The sequence below is a fragment of the Sphingopyxis microcysteis genome (assembly GCF_012274265.1).
GTDB lineage: Bacteria > Pseudomonadota > Alphaproteobacteria > Sphingomonadales > Sphingomonadaceae > Sphingopyxis > Sphingopyxis microcysteis.
Map to the genome: position 1 here is coordinate 681,007 of NZ_JAANYY010000003.1, position 24,437 is coordinate 705,443.

Genomic DNA, 24,437 nt, shown 5'->3' on the forward strand with positions numbered 1-24,437 from the left:
GGACAGACTTTAGACTTCCGCCCCCGCGAGCAGCTTGGGCAGATCGCCGGCCTCGCCGCGCGCTTCGTCCATGAAGAAACGCTTGAGGATCGGCAGCCGCTGCACCGCGCCGAGCCCGGTGCGGCGCACCGCGGCGGCGGTGCGGCCGGGAATACCGAACAGCCGGGTGAGCCCGTCGGTCGCGAGGCTGACCATCATATTGTCGAGCCCGCGCCAGCGCTGATAGCGCGCGAGAAGCGCCGCATCGCCGAGGTCAAGCCCGAGCCGGGCGCCCTCGACGAGCACTTCGGTGAGCGCCGCGACGTCGCGGAGGCCAAGGTTGAGTCCCTGTCCCGCGATCGGATGGATGCCGTGCGCGGCGTCGCCGACGAGCGCGATTCGCTCGGCGACGATCGACGCGCTGTGGTGGAAACCGAGCGGATAGGTCATCCGCGGCGCGACGAGTTCCATCGCGCCAAGCACCCCGCCGGCGCGCTTTTCGAGTTCGGCGACAAAACCGCGGTCGCCCAGCTTGGCGAATCCGGGGCCGTCCTTTTCGGCGACGGTCCACACAAAGGCCGAGCGGTGCCGACCTTCGCCGTCATCGACCAGCGGCAGCAGCGCGAAAGGGCCCGAGGGGTAGAAGATTTCGTGCGCGACATGGCCATGCGGCCGCTCATGCGCAACGGCGCCGATCATTGCGTGATGGTGGTACGACCAGCTCGCGATACTGAACCCCGCCGCATAGCGCGTCGGCGAGCGGCGGCCTTCGGCGACGATCAGCAGCGGCGCAGCCAGCCTCGTCCCGTCGGCGAGCGTCAGCGTGACGCCATGGACGCCAATGTCGCGCGTCGTGACGGTGGCGGGCATATGCAGCCGCACCAGCGGTGCATCGGCCAGCCCCGCGGCGAGTGCCAGACGCAGCTGGCGGTTCTCGATCATCGTGCCGAGCGGCGGATCGCCATCGGCGGTGACGAAATCGAGCTCGCCGCCACGGCCGCTGTCGGGCGCGCCATCGCCGACCTTGATCGCGCGGATCGGGCAGCCGTGACCGGTCAGCCGCTCCGCAATCCCCAGCACCTCGAACATCTGCCAGGTCGCGCTCGCGATCGCCGAGGCGCGGCCATCGAATCCCGGTGCGATCGTCGCCACCGGGTCGGCGGGATCGACGATCTGGACCGACAGGCCATGGTGCGACAGGGCAAGGGCAAGCGCCTGGCCGACGAGGCCGCCGCCGGAGATCAGGACATCGCTGCGCAGCGTTTCGCTCATGGGGCTGCCCTAGCGCGCGGCAGGGCGGTTGGAAAGGCCGTGCGCGCGCCGGGCCGCGCTTGACGGCGACTCCCCCCCATGCGCATATCGCCGTGGTTAACTGACAGGGACCGTGAAGAACATGGCTAGCCGCAAGGCCGCACCGGTAAAGGCCGATTGGCGCACCGTTTTCCGCCAGAGCATCGCGCGATCGCTGGTGATCGCCGCGGCGGCGGCGCTTGGGCTGTTCACGCTGTTCCTGGCGCTTGCGCTCGCCACCTACGACAGCACCGATGCGGCGCTCAATACCGCCGCCGACGGCGCCGCCGCCAACTGGATGGGCAGCACGGGAGCGTGGTTCGCCGATCTGGGGCTGTCGATCGGCGGGATCGGGATCGCGTTGCTGCTGCCGCTGCTCGGCCTGCTCGCGTGGCGGCTGTGGACGGGCGAACCCCAACCCTATTGGCCGCGCCAGCTCGCGTACAGCTTCGTCGGCATCCTCCTCGTCGGGCTGGGCGCCGAACTCTGGTCGCCCGCAACGGGGGCGCCGATGCCCGCGGGCTGGGGCGGCATCATCGCACTGCTTGTCGGCGGCGCGATCACGCCGCTGTTCGCCGCCGCGGGCGAACCCGCCGCCGCGCTGATCCGCATTGCCGCCATCCTGCTGCTGGTCACCGCGGGGCTGTGGCTCGCGTGGCGCGCGCTGCGGCTGGAAAAGGGATGGGCCTCGCGCTTCCGTCTCCCCGCCGTCGAGCGCAGCCGCGTCGCCGAGCCGGTGCGCGTCGCCGACGAGGGCGCCCGCGCACCGAACCTGATGGAACGCGTCGTGCGCCCCCGCGCGATCGCCGAGCCGAGCGACCGCGCGCCGCCCGAAATCGCCGACCCCGCCGAGCGCACCGCACCGTCGAAGCCCCGGCCCAAGCCGCAGACCGAGCTGTTCACCAATTACCAGCTGCCGTCGATCGACCTGCTGGCACCGCCGCCGCCGGGGCCGACGGGCCAGATCGACAAGGCGGGGCTGGAACGCAATGCGCGGCTGCTCGAATCGGTGCTCGAGGATTTTCAGGTCAAGGGCGTCGTCACCGCGGTCCGCCCCGGCCCGGTCGTCACCATGTACGAACTCGAACCCGCGCCGGGGACGAAGGCGAGCCGCGTGTCGAACCTCGCCGACGATATCGCGCGCAACATGTCGGCGCTGTCGGCGCGTATCGCGCCGATCCCCGGCCGCACGGTGATCGGCATTGAGCTCCCCAACGCGCACCGCGAATCGGTGGTGCTGCACGAGATCATCGGCAGCGCGCTGTTCCAGGACCAGACCGGCGCGCTGCCGATCATCCTGGGCAAGAATATCAGCGGCGACGCGGTGATCGCCGATCTCGCGCCGATGCCGCACCTGCTGATCGCGGGGACCACCGGTTCGGGCAAGTCGGTCGGGCTCAACGCGATGATCCTGTCTTTACTCTATCGGCTCGGCCCCGATCAGGTGAAGATGATCATGATCGATCCCAAGATGCTGGAACTCAGCGTCTATGACGATATTCCGCACCTGCTCGCGCCCGTGGTGACCGAACCCAAGAAGGCGATCCGGGCGCTGAAATGGGCGGTCGAGCAGATGGAGGACCGCTACCGGATGATGTCGTCGCTGTCGGTGCGCAACTTGGCGTCCTACAACGACAAGGTGCGCGCCGCGCTCGCCAAGGGCAAGTCGCTCGGCCGCCGCGTCCAGACCGGATACGACCCCGACACCGGCCAGCCGGTCTATGAGGAAGAGACGCTCGATTATGCGCCGCTGCCGCAGATCGTCGTCGTCGTCGATGAGCTCGCCGATCTGATGATGACCGCGGGCAAGGAGGTCGAGTTCCTGATCCAGCGGCTCGCGCAAAAGGCACGCGCGGCGGGCATCCACCTGATCCTTGCGACCCAGCGCCCGTCGGTCGACGTCATCACCGGCGTCATCAAGGCGAATTTGCCGACGCGCATCAGCTTCAACGTCACGTCGAAAATCGACAGCCGCACGATCTTGGGCGAGGCGGGCGCCGAACAGCTGCTCGGCAAGGGCGACATGCTCTATGTCCCTGGCGGCAAGCAGATCACGCGTATCCACGGCCCGTTCGTGTCCGACGACGAAGTGCGCGCGGTCGCCGATCACTGGAAGGGGCAGGGCCGCCCCGACTATATCGAAAGCGTCACCGAGGATCCCGAGGACGGCGGCTTTGCGATGGAGGGCGCCCCGGCGGGCGGCGACAGCGCCGAAGACCGCATGTATGCCAAAGCCTGCCAGATCGTCGTCGAAAGCCAGAAGGCATCGACGAGTTGGCTGCAACGTCAATTGCGCATCGGGTATAATAGCGCGGCTCGGTTGATCGAGCGCATGGAGGAGGAAGGGCTGGTGAGCCCGCCGAACCATGTCGGCCGCCGCGACGTGCTGACCGATCAATATGGCCAGCCGCGGTAGGGAACTTTTACGGGGTTTAGGGTTTCAATCCGGACTTCCTATCATCGTCATCCCGGCGAAGGCCGAGATCTCGCCATGGCGTCGTTGCGCGAAGGTGAGATCCCGGCCTTCGCCGGGATGACGGAGAGATGAAACGACGGTTCAGTGGATATTCAACGCCCCAACGTCACATGCGAACCACGATTTTTCAGAATGAGAGTATCATGACCCTGACCTTTCCTCGCCTGAACCTGACGCGCGCCGCCGCGCTGGCGCTAGCGCCGCTGGCCGCGGCTGGCCTTGCCGCGACCGTACCCGCCACCGCGCAATCGGCGTCGGCGTTGTCCTCGGTCCAATCGCACCTCAAATCGACGAGTTCGATGACCGCCGACTTTGTCCAGACCGATCGCAACGGCCAGCGCCTGTCGGGCAAGCTCACCCTGAAGCGTCCGGGCAAGATCCGTTTCCAGTATCAAAAGGGCGTGCCGTTGCTGATCGTCGGCGACGGCAGCTCGCTGACCATGATCGACTATGAGGTGCGGCAGGTGCAGCGCTGGCCGGTGAAGAATTCGCCGCTGGGCGCGCTGCTCGACCCCGACCGCGATCTCACCCGATATGCGAAGGTCCTGCCCACCGGCAGCAACGATGTGCTGAGCGTCGAGGTCAAGGATCCCAAGCGCCCCGAATATGGCACGATCACGATGGTGTTCGTGCGCGACGGTGGCGCGCCCGCGGGTCTGCGCCTGCGCGGCTGGGTCGCGCTCGATTCGCAGAACAACCGGACGCGGATCGACCTCAGCAACCAGAAATTCAACGTCGCGGTCGCCGATTCGGCGTTCCGCTGGACCGACCCGCGCCCGAACAAGCGCGGTCGCTGAACGAAAAATTCAGGCCGGGGCGTTTTCTTGCAAAATTCCCCGGCCTTTTTCCGCCGAACCGTCGCCCAGCATCGACGAACTGCAAAATCGGCGCTTTGCGGCCAATTTCTGTTCAGCTTGGCGACAGGGAAAGCGGGCTATTTCAACTCTCGAAGACGCCAACACGGCCCCGGATTTGGGTTTCCCCCTGTTGCCCCACCCGGATTGCCCGGTGTCTTCATTCAAGAGCGTGACGAACGCTGACCTTGAACCCCCGTTCCACCGCCCCTGGGACGGGGGTTTATGATTCCCGGTACTGGCGCAGCCCGAGCATCCTCGTTGCGCCGCACGCGTGGCGCCGATAGAGCCGACCGCATGACTCGCACCAGCATCGCATCGTGGAATATCAACAGCGTCCGCGCCCGCATCGGCATCGTCGAGAAATTCCTTCGCGAAGAAGCGCCCGACATTTTGTGCCTGCAGGAAACCAAGGTCGAATGCGGCATCTTTCCCAAGGATATGTTTGAGGCGCTGGGCTATGGCCACATCGTTACCCACGGCCAGCGGATGCACCATGGCGTCGCGATCGTCAGCAAGGTGCCGCTGACCGAAGTGCGCAAATATGACTGGCAGGCGAATGGCGAGGCGCGCCACGTCGGCGTTACGCTGCCGTCGGGGGTGCGGCTCGACAATGTCTATATCCCCGCGGGCGGCGACATTCCCGATCGCGAGCTCAATCCGAAATTCGGGCAGAAGCTCGATTTCTTTGGCCGCATGACCGAGTGGTCGGGGGCGCTGAACGGCACGCCGACAGTGCTCACCGGCGATTTCAACGTCGCGCCGCTCGAAAGCGACGTGTGGAACCACAAGGCGCTGCTCGACGTCGTCAGCCACACGCCGATCGAGGTCGAAACGCTCGCGCGGTTGCAGGCGGCGTCGAACTGGGTCGATCTAGGTCGCCATTTCGTTCCGGCGCCGGAGCGGCTCTATACCTGGTGGAGTTACCGCGCCAAGGATTGGGAAGCGTCGAACCGCGGTCGCCGTCTCGACCACATGTGGGTGACCCCCGACCTCAAGGACAAGGCGGTGTCGCACCGCATCGTGCAGCCGGCGCGCAGCTGGGAGCGGCCGTCGGACCATATCCCGCTGGTCACGGAATTCGCTTTTTGAGCGACGCCGACCATAGAGGCGCCCGCCGCGCCGCGCGCGCGATCGACGCCTTACGCCGCGGCTGGCCCTTTCGCGTCGAGAGCGCCGACGGCGCGCTCGACCTGCTCGCGGTCGAAAGCGCGCGCGACGACGCGCTCGCCGAATTCGCCAGCCACGACGTGCTGCTGTCGGGCGAGCGCGCGGTCACGCTGAAGCTCACCAACCAGCGCGTCGCGGCGACCCCGGGTCCGGTGCGCCTCGATGCCGCCGCCGCGACCGTGACCGCGGCGCTGGCGATCGCCGATCCGGCGCTCGACCTCGCCCATCCGCTCAAGGGTCCGTTTCGTACCATTGCGACGGGCGGCGAAGCTGCCGCGGAGGCCGCGATGACGATGGCGCGCCACGCGGGCCTGCTTCCGGCTTTTTTCGTGCGCGAAGCGGCTGGCGAGGCCGAGACATTCTGCACCGCCGACGATGTCGCGGCGCTGCTCGACCCCGCGCGGCTGGAGGTCGCCGCGCGCGCGCGGCTGCCCGTCGCGGCGAGCGAAAGCGCTGAGATTATTGCTTTCCGCTCGCCCGAAGAAGCGTCGGACCATGTCGCGCTTGTCATCGGCCAGCGCGACGGCAATCCCCCGGTCGTCCGCTTGCACAGCGAATGCCTGACCGGCGATGTGCTCGGCAGTCTGAAATGCGATTGCGGGCCGCAGCTCCACGCCGCGCTCCACGCGATGGCCGATGCGCCGTGGGGGGTGCTGCTGTACCTGCGGCAGGAGGGACGCGGCATCGGCCTCGTCAACAAGCTGCGCGCCTATGCGTTGCAGGATCAAGGCTATGACACGGTCGATGCCAATCTGCGGCTGGGTTTTCCGGTCGAAGCGCGCGATTTTGCGATCGCCGGGCGGATGCTGGAATTGCTCAATATCCCGCGCATCCGGCTGATGACCAACAACCCCGAAAAGGTCGCGCGTCTGCAAAAGGAAGGCGTCGAGGTGGTCGAACGCCTGCCGCTGGCGCTGCCGACCAACCCCCACAATGAGCAATATCTCGCGACGAAGCGCGACCGAACCGGGCATCAGCTTTAGAAAGACGTCGCCCCCGCGCAGGCGGGGGCCGCCATCGGCGAAGTTCTACGTTGCCAGCGGCCCCCGCCGGCGCGGGGGCGACGTTTCATTATTTGCCGACCTTAATGCACGAACCGCGCCACCACATCGCGGTAGCTGCGGCTGACCTTCACCTGCGCGCCCGAACCGAGCACCAGGAAACATTCGCCGTTGGTGTGCGGCTTCACCTGCTTCACCTGTGACAGGTTGACGATCGTCGAGCGATGCACGCGCTGGAAGTTGCGCGGGTCGAGCCGCTTTTCCAGATCCTTCATCGTTTCGCGCAGGATCAGGCTGTTGTCGGCGGTGTAGATGCACATATAGTCGCCCGCAGCGTCGATGCGTTCGATGCTGTCGACATCGACGCGGAAGATCTGGCCGCGATCCTTGATATTGATCATCTTTTCGTAGCGATCGGCGGCATGCGCGTCGGGCGCCGCCTCGCTGCCATAATCGTCTGCCGCATCGGGGGCGACCTCGGCCAGCACGGTCTTCAGCCGCTCGACCTCGGCCGCGCCGCGCTTTTCGGTGAGGCGCTGGCGCACGCGGTCGAGCGCATCGGCCAGCCGTTCGGGTTCGACCGGCTTCACCAGATAATCGACCGCCTGCGCCTCGAACGCGCGGATCGCATGGTCCGAATAGGCGGTGACGAACACCACCAGCGGCGGTTCGACTTCCATCAAGCCCTGAATCACCGAAAAGCCGTCGAAACCCGGCATCTGGATGTCGAGAAAGACCAGATCGGGCTTGTGCGTCTTGATTTTTCGGATCGCCTCGCGGCCATTTTGCGCGGTGTCGACGATTTCAACGTCCGCATGCGGTTCGAGCCGCAGTTGCAGGCCTTGGGTGGCCAGTTTTTCATCATCCACCAGGATGGTTCTGATCGTCATGTCCGTTCGGTTCCAATCGTCATTTGCCCATCGGGCTGAAACGGAAACTCGATAATCACCGTGAACCCGCCATCAGCGCCACGTTGAGCGTCGAACCGGTGCTGGTCGCCAAAAGCCTGCGCCAGACGGTCCCTGATATTGGCTAAACCCACGCCGGTCGATTCCGTTGCAAGACCCGTGGTGGGGTCCGTGCTTTCGACTGGCAATCCCGCGCCGGTGTCGGACACGGTGATCCGGACATTTTGACCGGCCAGCTGTGCCGAAAGCGTGATGTCGGCGCCCTCCTCCTGCGGCGTGACCGCATATTTGATCGCGTTTTCCACCAGCGGCTGCAGCAACAGCGACGGCAATCGCGCCCGCGCCACAAGCGGATCGATCGCAAAATGGGGTCGCAGCCGGTCCTCGAAGCGCATCTTTTCGATGTCGAGATAGAGCTTCAGCGTCTCGATCTCCTGCGCCAGCGTGACCTGCGCGGTGGGCTCGTTCGCGAGCGTATAGCGCAGGAACGCCGACAGCCGCGACAGCATCGCGTTGGCGGGTTCGGTCTGCTTGAGCAGAACCAGCGTCGAAATACTGTTCAGCGTGTTGAACAGGAAATGCGGGTTGAGCTGATAGCGCAGCATCGCAAGCTGCGCCGACGCCGCCTGCGCCTCGAGCCGCAGCACGCGGTCATTCTGTTCTTCGAGCTGAAGGAAATAGTTGATCGCGAAATAAAGCGCCGACCACGCCGCGAGCGATGTCGCGTCGATATAGACGGCGCCGAGAAGCAGGCTGGTGAACCCCGCCTCGCTGTTTGGATTCTGGATCTGCGCCACCCAGGCGTCGATAAACGCCCATAGCGCCGTCGCGAGCCCCGACAGGCCGAAGCTCACGCCCCACATCAGCAGGGGGCGGCGGCTGATCAAGGCGCGGTAGCAGACCGCCAGAATGAGCGAGAGCGAGAAGCCGGTGATCGCCGAAATCGTCTGCGGGATCAGAAAGGTCAGCGGCTGCCCGTTGGCGAGACCCGAAACCCCGCGCAGGCCCAGCCACGCGGCCCAGCCCAATAGCTGGAGGTTCCAGAAGGCGCGGACCTTGTTGTCGAAAAAGGGTCCCGGCGAAGACAGGCGAAACAGCGGCATGGGGGTCCGGTAGGTCGCGATGGTCAGCGGCCGCGGATACGCAGCCGGAACCCGGCGTAGCCAATCATTCGGCGGCCACCGGCGCCATCGCACCGTCGGCGCGCTGGCGCGCCTGGCCAAGCGGCTGGAGCTCCGCGCGATGCTTCCACAGCAATTCCTTGTAACCGATCACGCGGCCATCATGCGCGGTCAGCGTCACCGGCCCGATCGGCTGTTCGTCGCGCGCGTCGACCAGCACCGGGGTCGACGGGACGCCAGCGCCCCATTTCTCGCCCCATTGGCGCAGCGCGATCATCGCCGGCAACAGCTCGATACCCTTTTGGGTCAGCTGGTAACGCACCTTGCGGCGGTCTTCGGTCATCACTTCGCGCGCCATGATGCCATGATCGACCAGCCGCGACAGCCGGTTCGACAGGATGTTGCGCGCGATGTTCAGTTCCTGCTGAAATTCCTCGAAATGATGGACGCCGTTGAAGGCGGCGCGCAGGATCATGAACGACCAGCGTTCACCCATCGCTTCCAGCGCCAGCGGCAGGGCGCAATTGCCCCCATCCATGTCGTTCAGCAGTTCGCGTAATTTTCCCATGCCCTATGCCCTAACGTAAAATCGACCCCTGCGCCAAAAAAATATAGGGGCTTCGTTGCATTTCGCAACGCGATACATTCGCTCCAGCAGGCTCTGCGAATCCGCCCGATGGCGCGCGCGACTCGCTTCGCGCGTGCGATGGTGCGCCCGCGCGCGACCGATGCTTCCAATCGCCGTTATCAAAGTTGCTAACGCACTGGCGAACGGCGCAATCAAATTTCGCATTGCAATTGCGCCGACATGAACGACATTGAACGTAATGCTGAGGCAGTATGAACTTGTCGAGCGCGTGCGCGCTTATGATCCCGACGTCGATGAGGCGCTGCTCAACCGCGCCTATGTCTTCACCGTCCAGAAGCATGGCAGCCAGAAACGCGCCTCGGGCGATCCCTATTTCAGCCATCCGGTCGAGGTGGCGGGGATTTTGACCGACCTGCACCTCGACAGCGAGACGATCGTCACCGCGCTGCTCCACGACACGCTCGAGGACACGCTGACGACGCCCGAGGAAATCGAGCGGCTGTTCGGCGCCGATGTCGGGCGCCTGGTCGACGGGGTGACCAAGCTCAGCAAGATCGAAGCGCAGACCGAAAATGAGCGCGCGGCGGAGAATCTGCGCAAATTTCTGCTCGCGATGTCCGACGATATCCGCGTGCTGCTGGTCAAGCTGGCCGACCGGCTGCACAATATGCGGACGCTGCATTTCATCAAAAATCCCGACAAGCGGCGGCGCATCGCCAAGGAGACGATGGACATCTATGCCCCGCTCGCCGAGCGGATCGGCATGTATGAGTATATGCGCGAAATGCAGCTGCTGGCCTTTCGCGAGCTCGAACCCGAAGCCTATGCGACGATTACCGGGCGGCTCGCCAAGCTGACCGCCGGCGGCAAGGACAAGGTTGCCGAGATCAGCCGCGAATTCAAGGAACTGCTGGCGAAAAGCGGCATCGAGGCCGAAGTATCGGGCCGCGAAAAGCACCCCTATTCGATCTGGCGCAAGATGCAGGAACGCCACGTCAGTTTCGAACAGGTGACCGACATCATCGCGTTCCGGATCATCACCCCGACCGACGCCGATTGTTACGCCGCCTTGGGATTGCTCCACCGCAAATGGAAAATGGTCCCGGGCCGGTTCAAGGACTATATCTCGACCCCGAAACGCAACGGCTATAAATCGCTGCACACGACGATCATGCACCAGCAGAATATGCGGATCGAAATCCAGATTCGCAGCCTCGGCATGCACCAGCAATCCGAATTCGGGCTCGCCGCGCATTGGGCGTACAAGCAGGGCGGCAGCACGCCCGACGGCCAGGCCGGGTGGATTCGCGACCTGATCGAAATCCTCGAGCAGACGCACGATCCCGAGGAGTTCCTCGAGAACACCCGCATCGCGATGTATCAGGACCGCATCTTTGCCTTCACCCCGAAGGGCAGCCTGCACCAGCTGCCCAAAGGCGCCACGCCGGTCGATTTCGCCTACGCCGTCCACACCGGCCTTGGCGACCGCACCGTCGGCGCCAAGGTCAACGGGCGGCTGGTGCCGCTGCGCACCCAGCTCAACAACGGCGATACGGTCGAAATCCTGTCGTCGGACAAGCAGACGCCGCAACCCGCGTGGCTCGGTTTTGCGGTCACCGGCAAGGCGCGCGCCGCGATCCGCCGCCACGTGCGGTCAAAGGAAAAGGTCGAGCTCGCAGCGCTCGGCCGCAAGATGTACGACGAGATTGTCGCGCGCCTGCCCAACAAGGTCGGCGACAAGGCGCGCGCCGCGGCGCTGACCCGCTTGAAGCTCGACAATGACAGCGCGCTTTACGTGGCGATCGCCAAGCAGCGGCTGACCGACAATATGGTGCTCGAAGCGCTGGTCCCCGGCATCACCGCCGAGATGAAAGCAAAGCCCGGCAAGCTGGCGCAGGGCGCCGCGGTGTCGATCGCGGGGCTGACCCCCGGCGTCGCCTACCAGCTCGCCGATTGCTGCCACCCGGTGCCCGGCGACCGCATCGTCGGGCTGGCGCGCCCCGACGAGGGGATCGAGGTGCACGTCATCGACTGCCCCAGCCTGGCGGACGGGGTCGACGCCGACTGGATTGACCTGCGCTGGCAGGAAGACAGCGAAGGCGGCAATGCGCGGCTGTGCATCGTCATCCTCAACGAACCCGGGACGCTCGCCGAAATGTCAGGCATCCTCGCCGCCAATTCGGCGAACATCACAAATTTGCGGCTGTCGAACCGCGAGGGCGGTTTCCACACCTATGACGTTGTCGTCGAGGTACGCGACGTGCAGCATGTGATGCGGATCCTGTCGGCGCTGCGCGCGTCGGACACGGTGGTGCAGGCGGAGCGGCTTTAGGTCCGCGACGGCAACTCTGCGGCGGAGCGCAGGTCGCCGCGCCCAACGCCGTTCCAAAGTTCAGGAAAGTTCAGCCCTGTGCGTTCCCGTTCGGACCTCACAGCGTGCTGGACCCGCCCTGTCACCCGGCTGACGCGGCGCCCGCAAGCCGCACATTGACCGCCCGTGCCCGCCGAATGAATGAGCAGGGACGCAGGCTGGCACAGCTGAAAATTGTAGGAAAGACTTTTGTGCGGCGACGTCTGCTTTGGGGTGGGGAGCGGACGTTCCGACTGACCGTCGCCCCCGCGCAGGCGGGGGCCGCTAGCTGCCTATCGCTGCGTCGCTGCGTAAACCGACAGCGGCCCCCGCCTGCGCGGGGGCGACGGCCAGTTCCGGTCGTAATCTGTCGCGATCCTCAGTTCGCGTACAACAACGGCGGTCGCCACGCGCCCTGATCGACCTCGTCGCGGACCTTGTAAACCAGCCCCTTGCTGTTCAGGAACAGCTTCTCCATTTCGGGCCGGGTGAAGGGCCGCGAGCCGAGGCGGCCGAACACCGCCATCTGGCCGCCGGTCTCGTCGACCCCGCGATCGCGGTCGAGCCCTTTCGACAGCGCGAGCGCCGGTGACGGCGTCTTGGCCCAGGCGATGAGTTCGGGGGTCGGCTTGGGCGAGAAGCCATAGAGCCCGGGATTGTCGGGGCTGGTCAGCTGGATCACCTTGATGCCGCCGCGCCCGTCGGCGACATAGCCGAACAGCGAGGCGTTGGTCGATGCGACGATGACGTCCTCGGCGTCGGTCATGCTGCCGCCAAAGGTCAGCCCCGGCCAGACGATCGGCGCCTTGGGGCGCGTGACATCGACGATCACGAGACCGTCCGCCTTGGCCGCGACATACATATAGGTGCGCGCGAGGTAGATTTTGCGGGCATTGGCGAGGCGCACCGTCCCTTCGGGCACCGCGACCGGCAGCGCCAGATTGGTGACGTCGAACAGCTTTACCCCTTCGGCATCGGTGACCCAGAGGTAACGGAACTGCACCGCGCTCGCGCGCGCATCGGTGAGCGGCAGCTGCGCGGTGACCTTGGGTGCGAGCGGCACCGTCAGGTCGAGCACGACCAGCCCCGCGTCGGTGGTGATATAGGCGATGCTGCCCGCCAGCGTGACGTGTCGCGCCCCCGCCAGCACATTGCCCTCGTTCCAGGTCAGCGCGCGTTTCAGTTTGTTGTTGCGGAACTCTGCGTCGGCGAGCGTGTCGACGTCGACCAGCACCAGCCCCTCGACGCTGTCGGTGATGACGGCGTAGCGGTAGATGTCGTGCATCACCTGTTCGTGATTTTCGGGGAAATTCTTCACGATCGCTTCGTTGCGCGACACGCTGATCGGCTGCGTGGTCGCCAGCGCCATGCAGGTCGCGTTTTTGACCTTCACATGCGTGTCGTGGCCGAGCGCCGAGAAGGGGGCGCGGACGATGCGTTCGGAGAAGCCCTTGTTGCCGATCGAGGCGACGTCATAGACGCGGAAGCCGCCCTTGCCCTCCGCCACGAACATATATTCGCCGCGCTGTTGCAGGCAGTTCACGCGCCCGCTGGTCCCCTGGACGATATTGGCGAATTCCTCGAGCGCCTGCGTCTCGCCCGACCCCTTTTTGTCGAAAATCTTGCCGCGCACCCAATTCTTGAGCTCGCGGCCGTTCTGGTCGACGTGGAGGCGCCAGTAATCGGGGTAGCTGTATTTGTGCAGATAGCTGCCGATGACCGCCTGCGGCTCGTCCCATTCGGTGACGCGGGTCGCCTGGAAGCCATCCTCCATCCCCGACCAGACGTTGAGCCCGACGAAGTTCACGAAGTTGGTACCAAGCAGCATCAGCTGCGACATGATCGCATTATTGTCGTCATTCGCCGAGACATGGCAGTCGCTGCACTGCTTGGTTTCCTGGCGGCGCACCGTGTGCGGGAAATGCGGCGCAAAGGCCTGGCTCGAATAGCCCGCCGACGAGATCGGCGGCTGCTGCACATAGATGCGCTCGCGATTGATGTTCGTCGACGACAGGATCAGCGCCGAGGTCGAACGCACCGGGGTGATGATGCCGCGCACCTCGCCGTTCGGGCCGGGTTCGCCGGGCTTGGTCAGCTGGTGACGGCCAAGCTGGAACATTTCGTCACGCGCCACCTGCGGGTTGTAGGTGGCGAAGTTGCGCGTCTCCTCCCCCTCGAAATGGTGCATCTTGGTCTTCCAGTTCGCCTCGATCGGCAAATGGCACCCGCCGCAGCTGGTCGTCCACGACAGGTGGCAGGTGAAACAGGTCAGCTTGTCGTCGCCATGCGCGCGATCTTCCTTGGCGACGCCCGGGCCCCATTCGAACTTGCCGTCGTCCGATCCGCTGCGCGCCATCAGCTTGGCGCGCGCCGCCTTGGCGTTGAAATGCGGCCCGGGGGTCACCGCCTGCTTGACCAGGCTGACCTGCCATTCGAGCTTGGGATCGACGATCGACCGCTGGATCAGGCCGATGACCTCGGCATCGTCATTATACTGGAATTCGAAGCGCCGCCGCCCGTCGGGATTGCGGAGCAGCGCGAGATTATTGCCCTGCGGCCGTGCCGCGACGTTCGAGGTCAAGAGGTTGGGGAAGGCGTCGGCGGTGCCGTGGCAATCCTTGCAACTGATCTCGACCGCGTTCGCAACCTCGCCCTGGATATAGCCATTGCCGTGGCTGTCCTGCGCGAAGTGGCAGTCGGCGCATTGCATGCCCTTTTCGGCATGGATGTCCATCATATGGACCGCCTTGCCGGGGTTGATGCCGGGCGCGACAAACTTGCCCTCGACCCCGGGCCGCTCCGGATCGGCGCTCGCCAGGCAGAGGTCGCGCTCCTTGGAATCGGTGTAATGGCTACAGCTTTTGCGCCATTTTTCGGGATCCTTGGGGTCGATGATGTTCGCGGTATCGGTGCCATAGGTCGACATATTGCCGTCGGCGTTGAGCAGATTGCCGTTTCGGTCGCGTTTGAAGATGCCGCGGAAATTCCAGCCATGGCCATGATAATCGGCGAACTGCGTGTCCTTGTTGGTGTCGTTGACGTCATAGACGTCGCGCAGGAATTCGACATCGGCCCACAGCCCGCGCGTCGCCGCGCCCTCGGGGTTGCGTTCGAGCACGGCATGCGCCTCGGCGGCGGTCGGGTAGCGCTGTTGCTTGTATTTTTTCTGATAGTCTTCGTCGCTCATCCCCGGCGGGCGCGGCGCGGTGTTGTCCGGCCCCGGCCACAGCTGCGGCGCGTCCGATTCATAATCCCACATCGTGTAGCCGAGGTACGAGTTCAGGAAGATATTCGGCTGGTGCATGTGGCACGTCATGCACTGAGAGGTCGGGATCGCGCGGGTGAAGGCGTGGCTGATCGGATGCCCCGATTCGCGGCGCGGGCGCGGTTCGCGTTGCGGAGCGCCGGGCGCCGCGGCGGCGGGGTCGATCAAGCCGCCATGGCCGGTGCCGCCGACAAAGCCATCATCGGGCGCCATATGCGATGCGTCCGAATGACCGCCGCCCGCGGGCTTCTTGCCGCCGTCGTAACCGCCGCCGGTCCATCGTTTCTCGCGGATCGTCGGGTCGACGGTGTCGGTTTCGCCGTCGCGGCCGAACTTCGCATAGGTCAGGCTGTGGCGCGGTTCGCGGTCGTTGGCATAGACGACATGGCAGCCCGAACAGCCCGAATGGCGATAGTCGCCCGGCTGGTCGTTGGTGCCCATGAACCACATCAGCGGATCGTTGAGGCGCGTCTTGTGGATGTTGAGCACGGGGATCGCGACGCGCAGCCCGGTGCCGGGGCCGCGGTTCGATTGCTTGAGGTCGGGGCGGCCGGGCTCCTCGAGCCGCTGGATACTGCCGGTCGGATTGGGCAGGCCGATTTCGGGGAATTGCGTGTTGATGTTGCGCCCGCCGCGTTCGAAGACGCGGAACACGTCGCCCGGCGGGATGACGCTCCAGCGCGGCAGCGGGTACATTTTCGCGAGCGCGCCGCGCTTTTTCTCTTCGTCGGTCAATATCTTGTCGAAGCCAAAGCTCGGCTTGCACGCCTCGGCATATTCCTCTTTCGTCAGCCGCGACGAGGGCGAGAGGATGCACGCGGGCTTGCCGTCGCGCGTATATGCCTCGCCAAACACGTAATTCTTATAGGGCACGATGCCGTTATTGTACGCCGCGCCGCCCCACAGCATCGCCGAGGTCGACATCAGCGAGCGTTCGGTCGCCTCGATCACCTCGAGGTGGCAGGCGCCGCACGCCTCGCGCGCGACGCGGTAATCGCTGGGGTTCACGAAGCGGATGAATTCGGGCGATTCCTTGTTGAGCAAGGTGTAGCTGCGCACGGGGTTGGCCGAACTGTCGTGCCAGGCGCCGGGCAGCGTCGGCTGCGGATGCGCGAGCGCCATCACCGCCTTGTTCGTCGGATGTTTATAGCCCAGCGAAGGCGTGCCGACCTGGCTCGCGTCGCCGCCGTGGCAATCGGTGCAGCCGAGCCGAACCGCGGGGGTCGCGTGCATCGACGGCTGGTCGGTGCGCGTGTGACAGCTGTAGCAACCCTCCGACTTGGCGGCGACATCGGCCTCGCTCTGCTCGCGCGGCGCGGGCGGGGTGAAGCGATAGGTGATCTTGAGCGGTTTCTCTTCCTCGGCGGCGCGCGTAACGCTGGCGCCGAAGGCGGCGCCCATCGCGATGAAGGCCAACAGGGCAAAGAGTTTGCGCATCAGCATCTCAGAAACTCAAGATCACATTGGCGAGGATCGACACATAGGCGTCGTTCTTCTGCTTGTTGTCGAACAGGTCCTTGAACCCCTTGCCCGGCAGCAGCACCGCGCCGCTGAGGCGCCCGACGATGTTCTGCGTCGCTTTCGGGCGCCAGATCGTCGCCACTGACAGGTCGAAACCGATGTCCTTGGGGATCGAGCCTTCCATGCGCAGCGCCTGCAGGCTCGACGTGTCGGCGAACCACAGATGATTGGCGTTGGCGCTGATGCGAAATTCGGGGGTCAGGTCGAAATCGGCGCCCGCACCGATAAAAACGGTGCCGGGGTTGTTGAAATTTGACTGCCCTTCCTCTTTCGACGAGCGCAGCGAGTTCAAAATGCCGTTGCGGCCGTTGACCGAAATGACGCGCCCGCCGCCGGCAAAGGGAATCGTCTGGCGGATCCAGTAGCTGGTGTCGGCGCCGCCGAAGATCGGATTCTCGAAAATCGCGTCGAAGCCGCCCTCGGTGTTGTTATAGGGGTCGCCGTCGCCGGTGGCGTAAAGGCCAGAGAGGCGAAAGCGCAGCCAGTCGACATCATAGCTGAGTTCGACCGCGCCGAACCCGGCACGGATCTGCGCCGGTTTGCTGGTGAAGAAACTGTTCCGGTCTTCGCCCAGCGCGGCATAGAAGCTGGCGGTCAGGTTGATCCGCCCGATCCGCCCGTCGGCGCTATAGCCCAGATAGACGACATCATATTCGCGCCCGCGCAGGTCGCCAAGCAGCGCCGGACGCACCGGAAAGCCGTTATGGTCGATCTGAACGTCGTTTTTTTCGCGGTTCATGTTGTACGTCACGCTGACCTGGCTGGTCAGCCCGACGACCGGGAAATCCTGGCGATAAAGATTGGCGGTCAGGACGAAATCGTCGCGCGGGGTCTGGGTGATGTCGTTGAGCCCCGAATTGGTATCCTTTTCGAGCCGCCAGAAGGCGGCGAAATTATACTGGAAGCGGTTGTTGTCGCGATTGCCGAAGAAACGCAGCCCGAGCTGGCTGTCGTTGAACAGGAAGCCGCGAAAGTCGCTCTGGAACGGCTGGATGCCGAGCCGCACCGAGTAAAAATCATAACGGTCTGACGTGTTGCCGAGATGTTTGTCGACGAACAATTCCTGCACCCCCAGGAACGCGTCGTAGCGATGGCTCGCCTTCGACGGGCGCACGTCGAGCACGCGGCGTTCGGGGACGTCGACATAATTGGCCTGGTACGCCAGCGTGACGCGATATTCGATGTCGGGCGGCTTGAACGCGGTCGAGCCCTTGATCAGCGCCGCGCCGACGATGAAGGTTTGCGCAAAGACAAAGCTGCGGTCCTTGCCGAACACGTCGAGGCTGCCCGGCCGTTCGGTGGTCTGGACCCCGACGGGGATCGGGAAGGTGCGCGGTTCGAACACCGTGTCGGACACCGCATTGGCGACGATGAACCAGTCGTCGCCCTTGATCGGCAGCCATGGCACCTTCGCCGGATCGATCGCGCGGTCACCCTTGTAGGTGTTCTGGTGATAAGGATCGAACCAGCGTTCCTTGACTACCCCCAGGCTTTCGATGAGGCGCCAGCGGTCGGGGACCGGCAGCTGGTCCTCCATCCCCGGAAACGCCTGCGGCGGCGGCGGGCGCAGCGCACCGACATTGTCCTGCGTCAACGCATCAGGCAGGTCGGGGCGATAGCCGGGGCGGCGGCGGCCCTCGATGATCTGGGTGACGAGATCGTCCTTGATCATCTCTTGCCAGTCGACCGGCGGTGGCGGCGGCGTCAGTTCGTCGACAGGCTGCTCGGCGGTCGCGGTGTCCTTTGCGACTGCGGGATCGGCAGGCGTGGGCGGCGGCGTCGCGACCTCGCCCCCCGGCGCGCCCTGCGCCGCGAGCGTTGCGATGATCGGCCACAGGCTGCCCCCCGTCATCATCGCCTATAGTCCGTCGCAGACATTTTGCGTCGCGCTGTCGAGGAACGGCGCGAACGGACAGCTGATATAGCGCAGCCGGACGGTGCGATTGTCGGCGAGCGTCACGACCACATTGTCCGACCGGATCGTCCTTGGCGCATTGCCGATGCCGCCGACGCGCGCGCCGCCATTATGCGCGCCGAGGAAGCTGATCATGTCATCCTGATCGATGCCGTCGCCCGACACGCCGATCGCGCCAACGAGCTGGCTGCCGCGATAGATGGGGACCGAGCCGGGGAAGATCTGGATGCCGTTCTGCAGCCGGTTCTGCCCCGCCGCGACGTCGGGCAAAGTGGTGCAGCGTGCCGGTGTGTCGGTCGCGCTGGCGCCCGAAACAAACCCCAGATGCGCACCGAGATTGCCGATGATGAGCGCCGATTGCAGCCCGGTCGAGAAGGGATTGAACTGCGCGATCGGGCGCGACAGCGGCCCCTGCGGCCGTCCGACTTCGCCGTCGGGAAAATAGGGGCGCGACAGGTTGCCATTGGCACGGTCGGAAAAGGCGATCGTCCCGGTGAGCGCCGCCGAATTGTTCAGAAAACTGCGCGTCGCGGGAACGAACTGGCGGATGTCGGCGCTGGCGTTGGCGCTGAGCTCGGCGCCGGCCTGCGGATGCGAGAAGAAGGCTGCGGTGCGCGCCTTCTGCAAGCTGACGTCGGTGCCGAATATCGGCGCGTCGGGCGAGCGTACGATGCCGAGTACCGAACCATGGGTATCGACGATGCTGATCGTCACCTGCGCGCGGCTGTCGAGCGGACGGCGGATCTGGGCGCGGGCGCGGCTCATCACCGTGAACGCTTCCTCGAGCACCGCGCGGGCTTCGGCCTGCGTCAGTGGCGCGCTGTTGGTTGCGCCATCGGTCCCGGCGCGGAGCGGATAGCGGTTCGCCCCGCTGCCGTCGGTCAGGATAAAGGCGTCGCGGTTCGAAAATTCAGCAGCGGTCGCGGCGCGGATGCCCGACGCCTCACTGCCATAGGCAACCCCCGCGGTGATCGCGGCATTGGCATAGCCGATCACCGCCACCAGATTGCCCGCGCTGCCGTTGAGGCTGGCAAAGCTGGCGCTGCCGCTCGTTTGCACCCCGGCAAAGGTCGCGTCGGAAAAGCGCAAGCTTGTGCCGTCGACGGTGATCTTGTCGGCGGTGATCGTCGACGGCGCCTCGAACCCGCGCGTCCCCGCGAGCGCGATGAACTCTTCGGCGTCGTTGTCGATGTCGAGGATGTTGGGGTCGCTGCCATAGACGCCGTCGCCCATCACCCCGATGCCGCCGACGAGCACGCCATTTTTGTAGAGCGGTAGCCCGCCGGGATCGGCGGCGAGGCCGAGCGGCGAGCGTTTCGGGCCGATCAGCGCCGCGCTGCCCGCCGCGCCGAAACGCGCCGACAGGTCGCTGCACGGCAGCTGGCTAAATTGCACCCCGAACAAGGGGCCGCTTTCGAGGCCGACCGTGGTCGGTGCGGGCGGGAAATGTTCCTGCACGATCTGGCTGGCGGTGCGCGTCGAAAAGGCGTTGCCGCCGCTCGAGAGATACGCGCCGGTTACCGCCTTGGCGATCGCGCCGCCCTCGGCAGGGAAAGTGACGTTCTGCGCGTCGATGCTGATGCCGTTCGGCGCCGCCGACGTCGTCGCGGTGGCGCGCGCGCCGGTCATGCGGAAGACGCCGAGCACATTGCCGACGCGGTCGGTCACCGCGATCACCGACGGCAGATTACGCGCCTGCGCTTCGGCGATCGCCTGCGCCATTACGCGCTCGACGTCGGCGACGGTCAGCGCTTCGGCGGCAGGCGGGGTATAGAGGCCGCCGGTCGGGGTGGGCGCCGGTGCGGGCGCTGGGCTGGGGGTCGGGGTGCTGCCACCGCCCCCGCCACCGCCGCACGATGTCAGCAGCAGCGCCCCCATCGCCGCAAACGCCGCCGAGCGGAAAAGATGCGCCTTGCCCTGCATGACTTACCGCAGCGCCCGGATCGCGCGCACCGCGCTGCCGAAAGATGCCTGGAATTCGGCGGGCTTGTACGCGTTGGGGTCCTTCACCGCAGCATAGGCGCGGTCGATGTCGCTGCGGATGCCCGCGGCTGCGCCGACGGTGACGCGCCCCGACGACACCATCGCGTTGAGCAAGGTATCGACCCCCATCACCGCTTGCTGCGATCCCGAATAGTCGGTGAAGCGATCGTTGATCGCTTTCGCCGAAATCGCGTCGACCATCGCAAAGGCGTCGGCGCCCGAAAAGCTGCGCGCCGCAAAGGCGCTCTTGAGCGCCGCGACGGTCTGCGACAGCTGCGCCGCCGCCTGCACCGCGCTCGCCCGGTCGGTCGCCATCGCCTTGTGGAACGCCACGGTGCGCGCCGCCAGCTGGTCGGCCAGTGCGGGCGACGCCATGCGGGCGGCGGCGGCGAGCATGATCAGATTTTCGTCATTATAGGGCGGCATCCCCTCGGGAATCTGGCGCCCCGGATTGTCAACGCCGGTCCGAACCGGCTTCGCCTGATCGAAAATGCGGCGGTGACAGCTGTGGCAGTCGAGGAAATAGAATTCGGGGAACATCCCCTCGGTGCCGCGGCGCGACTGGAACAATGTGAGGCTGCGTTCGATCACGGTCGCCTGTCCCACCGCCCACATCTGGACATGGTCGGTGCGCCCGGTCGCCGAACCGAATTTGCGCCAGCCATAATCGGCATCTTCCTGATGATGCGCCTGCAGGGTCGAGAAGAGGTCGAGCTCGAAAGCGATGCGCGGATGCCCCGCCGCCATGATGCGGTGGGTGACGAACTGGCCGTCGGTCGCCGATCCGAAGTGGCAATCGACGCAAACCCCGGCGCGGACCACCGGATCCTCGAGTTTCTTGAGACCCGCCGCCAGATTGGCGAGATGTTTCTGGCGCATTTCGGCGTCGGGATTGGCGCTGGTCCCGACTCCGGCATAATGGCTGGCAAGCCAGCCGCCCGCGGGACCGTGGCAGGATTCGCACCCGACCCCATCCTCGGTCGGCACGCTGCCGCGCATTGCGCCCTTGGCGGCGACCGCTCCTGCGGTGGCGTGACAGCCGATGCACATCTGCGCGGTGGCAGGGTCGCCGATGCCGAGGTTGCGCGCAATGAACTGGCTGCGGTTGTTACTGAGCACCGCCCAGGCCCGGCTGTGCGCGCCGCCGGGGGTCGAGGGTTCCTGCCATTTCATCAGCTCGTCCTGGCGGACGACGGTGCCGTCGCCTTCCATCCGGCCATGACAGGTCGATCCCGCGCACGAAGCGACCCCGGTGTAGCGGGCGCCGACGTCGCCTTGCGACTGCGCCGGGGGAGCGAAGGCGAACGCCGCAATCGCGAGCAGCATCAGCGCCAGAACAGCAAGCGCCGCCCAGACCCGATCGCCGCGCCCCTTTCCAGCGTGCGTCGTCATTCGCGAATACCCCTTTTCCCCCGGTCCGGCGCTTTTGCGCTCAGGACCGCAACTACACTACCCCGAAAGCCAGCATCGCGTCAGCGACTTTCTTGAAACCGGCGATATTCGCACCCTTCACATAGTCGATATAGCCGCCGCCCCGATCGCCATAGGTCAGGCAGCTTTTGTGGATGCCGTCCATGATGTCCTTCAGCATCTGTTGCAGCTCGGCCTCGCTCCAGCTGCGGCGTCCGCTGTTCTGGCTCATTTCCAGCCCCGACACCGCGACCCCGCCGGCATTGGCGGCCTTGCCCGGCGCGAACATGATCTTCGCATCCTTGAACACGTGCACGCCCTCAAGGTTGGTCGGCATGTTGGCACCTTCCGACACCGCGATACAGCCGTTGGCGACCAGCGTCTTGGCATCGTCGCCGAGCAGCTCGTTCTGCGTCGCGCATGGCAAGGCGACGTCGCATTTGACGCCCCAAGGGGTCTTGCCCGCGGTGAAGGTGGCGCCCTTGAATTCGTCGCAATATTCCTCAATCCGGCCGCGGCGGTGCGTCTTGTGCGCCTTCACCCAGTCGATTTTCTCCTGGGTGATGCCGTCGGGATCGTGAATGAAGCCACCCGAATCGGAGAGTGTCAGCACCTTGCCGCCCAGCTGGACGATCTTTTCCGCCGCGTGCGTCGCGACATTGCCCGACCCCGAGATGACCGCGGTCTTGCCGACCAGATCCTGCCCCTTGGCAGCGAGCATGTTGGCGAGGAAATAGACGGCGCCATAGCCGGTCGCTTCGGTGCGGATCAGCGAACCGCCCCACTCCAGCCCCTTGCCAGTGAGCACGCCGGTAAATTCGTTGGTGATCCGCTTATACTGGCCGAACATGAAGCCGATTTCGCGTCCGCCCACCCCGATGTCGCCCGCGGGGACGTCGATGTCGGCGCCGATGTGGCGATACAGCTCGGTCATGAAGCTCTGGCAAAAGCGCATGATCTCGCGCACGCTCTTGCCCTTGGGATTGAAGTTCGACCCGCCCTTGCCGCCGCCCATCGGCAGCCCGGTCAGCGCATTTTTGAACGTCTGTTCGAAGGCGAGGAATTTCAGCACCGATTCGGTGACCGACGGGTGGAACCGGATGCCGCCCTTGTATGGGCCGATGGCGTTATTGTTCTGGACGCGCCAGCCGCGCTGGACGCGGATATTGCCGTTGTCGTCTTCCCAGCAGACGCGGAACGACACGACCCGGTCGGGCTCGGCGATCCGCCGCAAAATCTGCTGCGCGTGATATTCTTCCTTGTCGGCGATAAAATCAAAGATGTCCTCGGACACCTCCTGCACCGCCTGGACGAACTCGGGTTGCCCCGGGTTGCGTTTCTTCACGCCCTCCATGAACGTCGCAAAATCGACGTGATCCGATACTGCCATGCACCCCTCCCCTGATGACTGGGAAAGCCGGTGCGACCCCGACGATATTTTAATCGTTGACCGACCTTGTATGTCAAAGGCTACACCATCGCCAAGCAAAGGCAATATGACAGCGCGCACAGGCGGCATTTTTTCGCGCGCCGGGTAAAGGGGCAAAAATGAGCGAGACCAAGAGCATGGCCGACGACAAGCAGCGCGGCATGACCGGTACCAACCGCGCCATCCTGATCGCCGCAGTCGTGCTGCTCGCCGCCGCAATCGGTTATGCGATCTGGCGCGATTCGGCGCCTGCCGCGATCGACCCGGCGGCGCCAAATGCAGCTGCGCCCGGCGACCAGCTCGCCGCGCTGGAGGCGCGAACGAAAAGCGAGCCGAACAGCGCCGACGCCTGGACCGCACTGGGCGCGGCGCGATTCGACCTTGGCGAATTTGGCGCGGCGGCGGCGGCGTATGAAAAGGCGACCGCGCTGTCCCCCAGTTCGGCGGGCCTTTGGTCGGCGCTGGGCGAAGCGCGGGTGATGGGCAGCGACAGCGACCCGATGCCCGCCGCGGCGCTTGCCGCGTTCGACAAGGCGATCGCGCTCGATGCCAAAGATCCGCGCGCGCGCTATTTCCTGGCAGTCAAGAAAGACATCGGCGGCGATCATCAGGGCGCGATCGACGACTGGTTTGCGCTGCTCGCCGACACGCCGCAGGGGGCGCCGTGGGAAGCGGACCTCCGCCGCACGATCGAACAGGTCGGCGCGATCCACAAGATCGACGTCGCCGCGCGGCTCGCCAGCACGCAGCCGCGCCCGCTGACCGCCGACGAGATGCCCGTCGCGGCGCGCGCGATCCCGGGGCCGAGCCGCGCCGACATGGAAGCGGCATCACAGCTGCCGAAGGGACAGCAGGATGCGATGATCCAGGGCATGGTCGACGGGCTGGAGGCCAAGCTGAAAGCGAATCCAGCCGATGTCGACCGCTGGATCATGCTGATGCGCAGCCGGATGACGCTGGGCGAGACGGCGAAAGCCACGCAGGCGCTGAAGGACGGGATTGCGGCGAACCCCGGCGCGGCGGGGCGGCTCAAGGCGCAAGCGCAGTTGCTGGGCGTGCCGGGGGCGTAGAATGATTTGGTTCGCACGGAGACACAAAGACACGAAGACCATCCACTCTCCGTTCGTGCTGAGCTTGTCGAAGCACCGTTCTTCTTCCGCGGTCAAAAGAAAGAAC

At 65.4% G+C, this 24,437-nt stretch carries 15 protein-coding genes; 6 read left to right on the forward strand and 9 right to left on the reverse strand.

From position 1 onward, the window contains the following. Positions 1–9: 9 nt before the first annotated feature. Complete coding sequence (locus G9408_RS11010; RefSeq protein WP_168454012.1) at positions 10–1,251, reverse strand: FAD-dependent monooxygenase; 1,242 nt, start codon at positions 1,249–1,251, stop codon at positions 10–12. Positions 1,252–1,372: 121 nt separating this feature from the next. Here G9408_RS11010 and G9408_RS11015 point away from each other — a divergent pair, with 121 nt between their 5' ends. The 4 genes from G9408_RS11015 (at position 1,373) to ribA (ending at position 6,752) form a co-directional block, all read left to right on the forward strand. Further along, complete coding sequence (locus G9408_RS11015; protein ID WP_168454013.1) at positions 1,373–3,685, forward strand: FtsK/SpoIIIE family DNA translocase; 2,313 nt, start codon at positions 1,373–1,375, stop codon at positions 3,683–3,685. A gap of 203 nt (positions 3,686–3,888) precedes the next feature. Next, a complete protein-coding gene (locus G9408_RS11020) occupies positions 3,889–4,542 on the forward strand; it encodes a LolA family protein (RefSeq protein WP_168454014.1) in 654 nt (217 codons plus the stop codon). A 354-nt stretch (positions 4,543–4,896) separates the two neighbouring features. Further along, positions 4,897–5,691, forward strand: coding sequence for an exodeoxyribonuclease III (gene xth, locus G9408_RS11025; protein WP_168454015.1), 795 nt, complete (start codon positions 4,897–4,899; stop codon positions 5,689–5,691). Further along, positions 5,688–6,752: a GTP cyclohydrolase II gene (ribA, locus tag G9408_RS11030; protein WP_168454016.1), complete on the forward strand. Its 1,065-nt coding sequence runs from the start codon at positions 5,688–5,690 to the stop codon at positions 6,750–6,752. The genes xth and ribA overlap by 4 nt, the downstream gene beginning before the upstream one ends. 101 nt (positions 6,753–6,853) lie before the next feature. On the opposite strand, the gene G9408_RS11035 is transcribed toward ribA, so the two are convergent. The 3 genes from G9408_RS11035 to G9408_RS11045 all read right to left on the reverse strand — a co-directional run bounded on the left by G9408_RS11035 (position 6,854) and on the right by G9408_RS11045 (position 9,367). Continuing rightward, entirely contained in the window at positions 6,854–7,660 is an 807-nt protein-coding gene (locus G9408_RS11035; RefSeq protein ID WP_120217847.1) for a LytR/AlgR family response regulator transcription factor, read from the reverse strand. After that, complete coding sequence (locus G9408_RS11040) at positions 7,657–8,781, reverse strand: sensor histidine kinase (protein ID WP_168454017.1); 1,125 nt, start codon at positions 8,779–8,781, stop codon at positions 7,657–7,659. Before G9408_RS11040 ends, G9408_RS11035 begins: the two co-directional genes overlap by 4 nt. Positions 8,782–8,845: 64 nt before the next feature. Next, a complete protein-coding gene (locus G9408_RS11045) occupies positions 8,846–9,367 on the reverse strand; it encodes a winged helix-turn-helix transcriptional regulator (protein WP_168454018.1) in 522 nt (173 codons plus the stop codon). A 259-nt stretch (positions 9,368–9,626) separates the two neighbouring features. On the opposite strand from G9408_RS11045, the gene G9408_RS11050 reads away from it, so the two are divergent. Further along, positions 9,627–11,720: a RelA/SpoT family protein gene (locus G9408_RS11050; protein WP_168454019.1), complete on the forward strand. Its 2,094-nt coding sequence runs from the start codon at positions 9,627–9,629 to the stop codon at positions 11,718–11,720. A gap of 397 nt (positions 11,721–12,117) precedes the next feature. Here G9408_RS11050 and G9408_RS11055 read toward each other — a convergent pair whose 3' ends face one another. The 5 genes from G9408_RS11055 to gdhA are packed head-to-tail and all read right to left on the reverse strand — an operon-like array spanning position 12,118 to position 23,222. Next, positions 12,118–16,440 (reverse strand): hypothetical protein, encoded by a 4,323-nt coding sequence (locus G9408_RS11055; RefSeq protein ID WP_408021872.1) that lies wholly within the window; start codon positions 16,438–16,440, stop codon positions 12,118–12,120. Between the two features lie 7 nt (positions 16,441–16,447). Continuing rightward, complete coding sequence (locus G9408_RS11060; protein WP_235957686.1) at positions 16,448–18,379, reverse strand: hypothetical protein; 1,932 nt, start codon at positions 18,377–18,379, stop codon at positions 16,448–16,450. Positions 18,380–18,382: 3 nt separating this feature from the next. Next, entirely contained in the window at positions 18,383–20,362 is a 1,980-nt protein-coding gene (locus G9408_RS11065) for a heme-binding protein (protein ID WP_168454020.1), read from the reverse strand. Positions 20,363–20,365: 3 nt separating this feature from the next. Continuing rightward, positions 20,366–21,814 (reverse strand): multiheme c-type cytochrome, encoded by a 1,449-nt coding sequence (locus G9408_RS11070; protein WP_168454021.1) that lies wholly within the window; start codon positions 21,812–21,814, stop codon positions 20,366–20,368. A 52-nt stretch (positions 21,815–21,866) separates the two neighbouring features. Beyond that, positions 21,867–23,222: an NADP-specific glutamate dehydrogenase gene (gdhA, locus tag G9408_RS11075; protein WP_168454022.1), complete on the reverse strand. Its 1,356-nt coding sequence runs from the start codon at positions 23,220–23,222 to the stop codon at positions 21,867–21,869. Between the two features lie 158 nt (positions 23,223–23,380). Here gdhA and G9408_RS11080 point away from each other — a divergent pair, with 158 nt between their 5' ends. After that, positions 23,381–24,331, forward strand: coding sequence for a tetratricopeptide repeat protein (locus G9408_RS11080; RefSeq protein WP_210423316.1), 951 nt, complete (start codon positions 23,381–23,383; stop codon positions 24,329–24,331). Positions 24,332–24,437 lie beyond the last annotated feature (106 nt).

Excerpts from the sequence above, each read along its gene's own strand:
- G9408_RS11040 (WP_168454017.1), bottom strand. The coding sequence starts at position 8,781 with ATGCCGCTGTTTCGCCTGTCTTCGCCGGGACCCTTTTTCGACAACAAG.
- G9408_RS11055 (WP_408021872.1), bottom strand. The coding sequence starts at position 16,440 with ATGCGCAAACTCTTTGCCCTGTTGGCCTTCATCGCGATGGGCGCCGCC.
- G9408_RS11050 (WP_168454019.1), top strand. The coding sequence starts at position 9,627 with ATGCTGAGGCAGTATGAACTTGTCGAGCGCGTGCGCGCTTATGATCCC.
- G9408_RS11065 (WP_168454020.1), bottom strand. The coding sequence starts at position 20,362 with ATGCAGGGCAAGGCGCATCTTTTCCGCTCGGCGGCGTTTGCGGCGATG.
- G9408_RS11015 (WP_168454013.1), top strand. The coding sequence starts at position 1,373 with ATGGCTAGCCGCAAGGCCGCACCGGTAAAGGCCGATTGGCGCACCGTT.
- G9408_RS11070 (WP_168454021.1), bottom strand. The coding sequence starts at position 21,814 with ATGACGACGCACGCTGGAAAGGGGCGCGGCGATCGGGTCTGGGCGGCG.
- gdhA (WP_168454022.1), bottom strand. The coding sequence starts at position 23,222 with ATGGCAGTATCGGATCACGTCGATTTTGCGACGTTCATGGAGGGCGTG.
- xth (WP_168454015.1), top strand. The coding sequence starts at position 4,897 with ATGACTCGCACCAGCATCGCATCGTGGAATATCAACAGCGTCCGCGCC.
- G9408_RS11010 (WP_168454012.1), bottom strand. The coding sequence starts at position 1,251 with ATGAGCGAAACGCTGCGCAGCGATGTCCTGATCTCCGGCGGCGGCCTC.
- G9408_RS11060 (WP_235957686.1), bottom strand. The coding sequence starts at position 18,379 with ATGATGACGGGGGGCAGCCTGTGGCCGATCATCGCAACGCTCGCGGCG.
- G9408_RS11080 (WP_210423316.1), top strand. The coding sequence starts at position 23,381 with ATGAGCGAGACCAAGAGCATGGCCGACGACAAGCAGCGCGGCATGACC.
- G9408_RS11045 (WP_168454018.1), bottom strand. The coding sequence starts at position 9,367 with ATGGGAAAATTACGCGAACTGCTGAACGACATGGATGGGGGCAATTGC.
- G9408_RS11035 (WP_120217847.1), bottom strand. The coding sequence starts at position 7,660 with ATGACGATCAGAACCATCCTGGTGGATGATGAAAAACTGGCCACCCAA.
- G9408_RS11020 (WP_168454014.1), top strand. The coding sequence starts at position 3,889 with ATGACCCTGACCTTTCCTCGCCTGAACCTGACGCGCGCCGCCGCGCTG.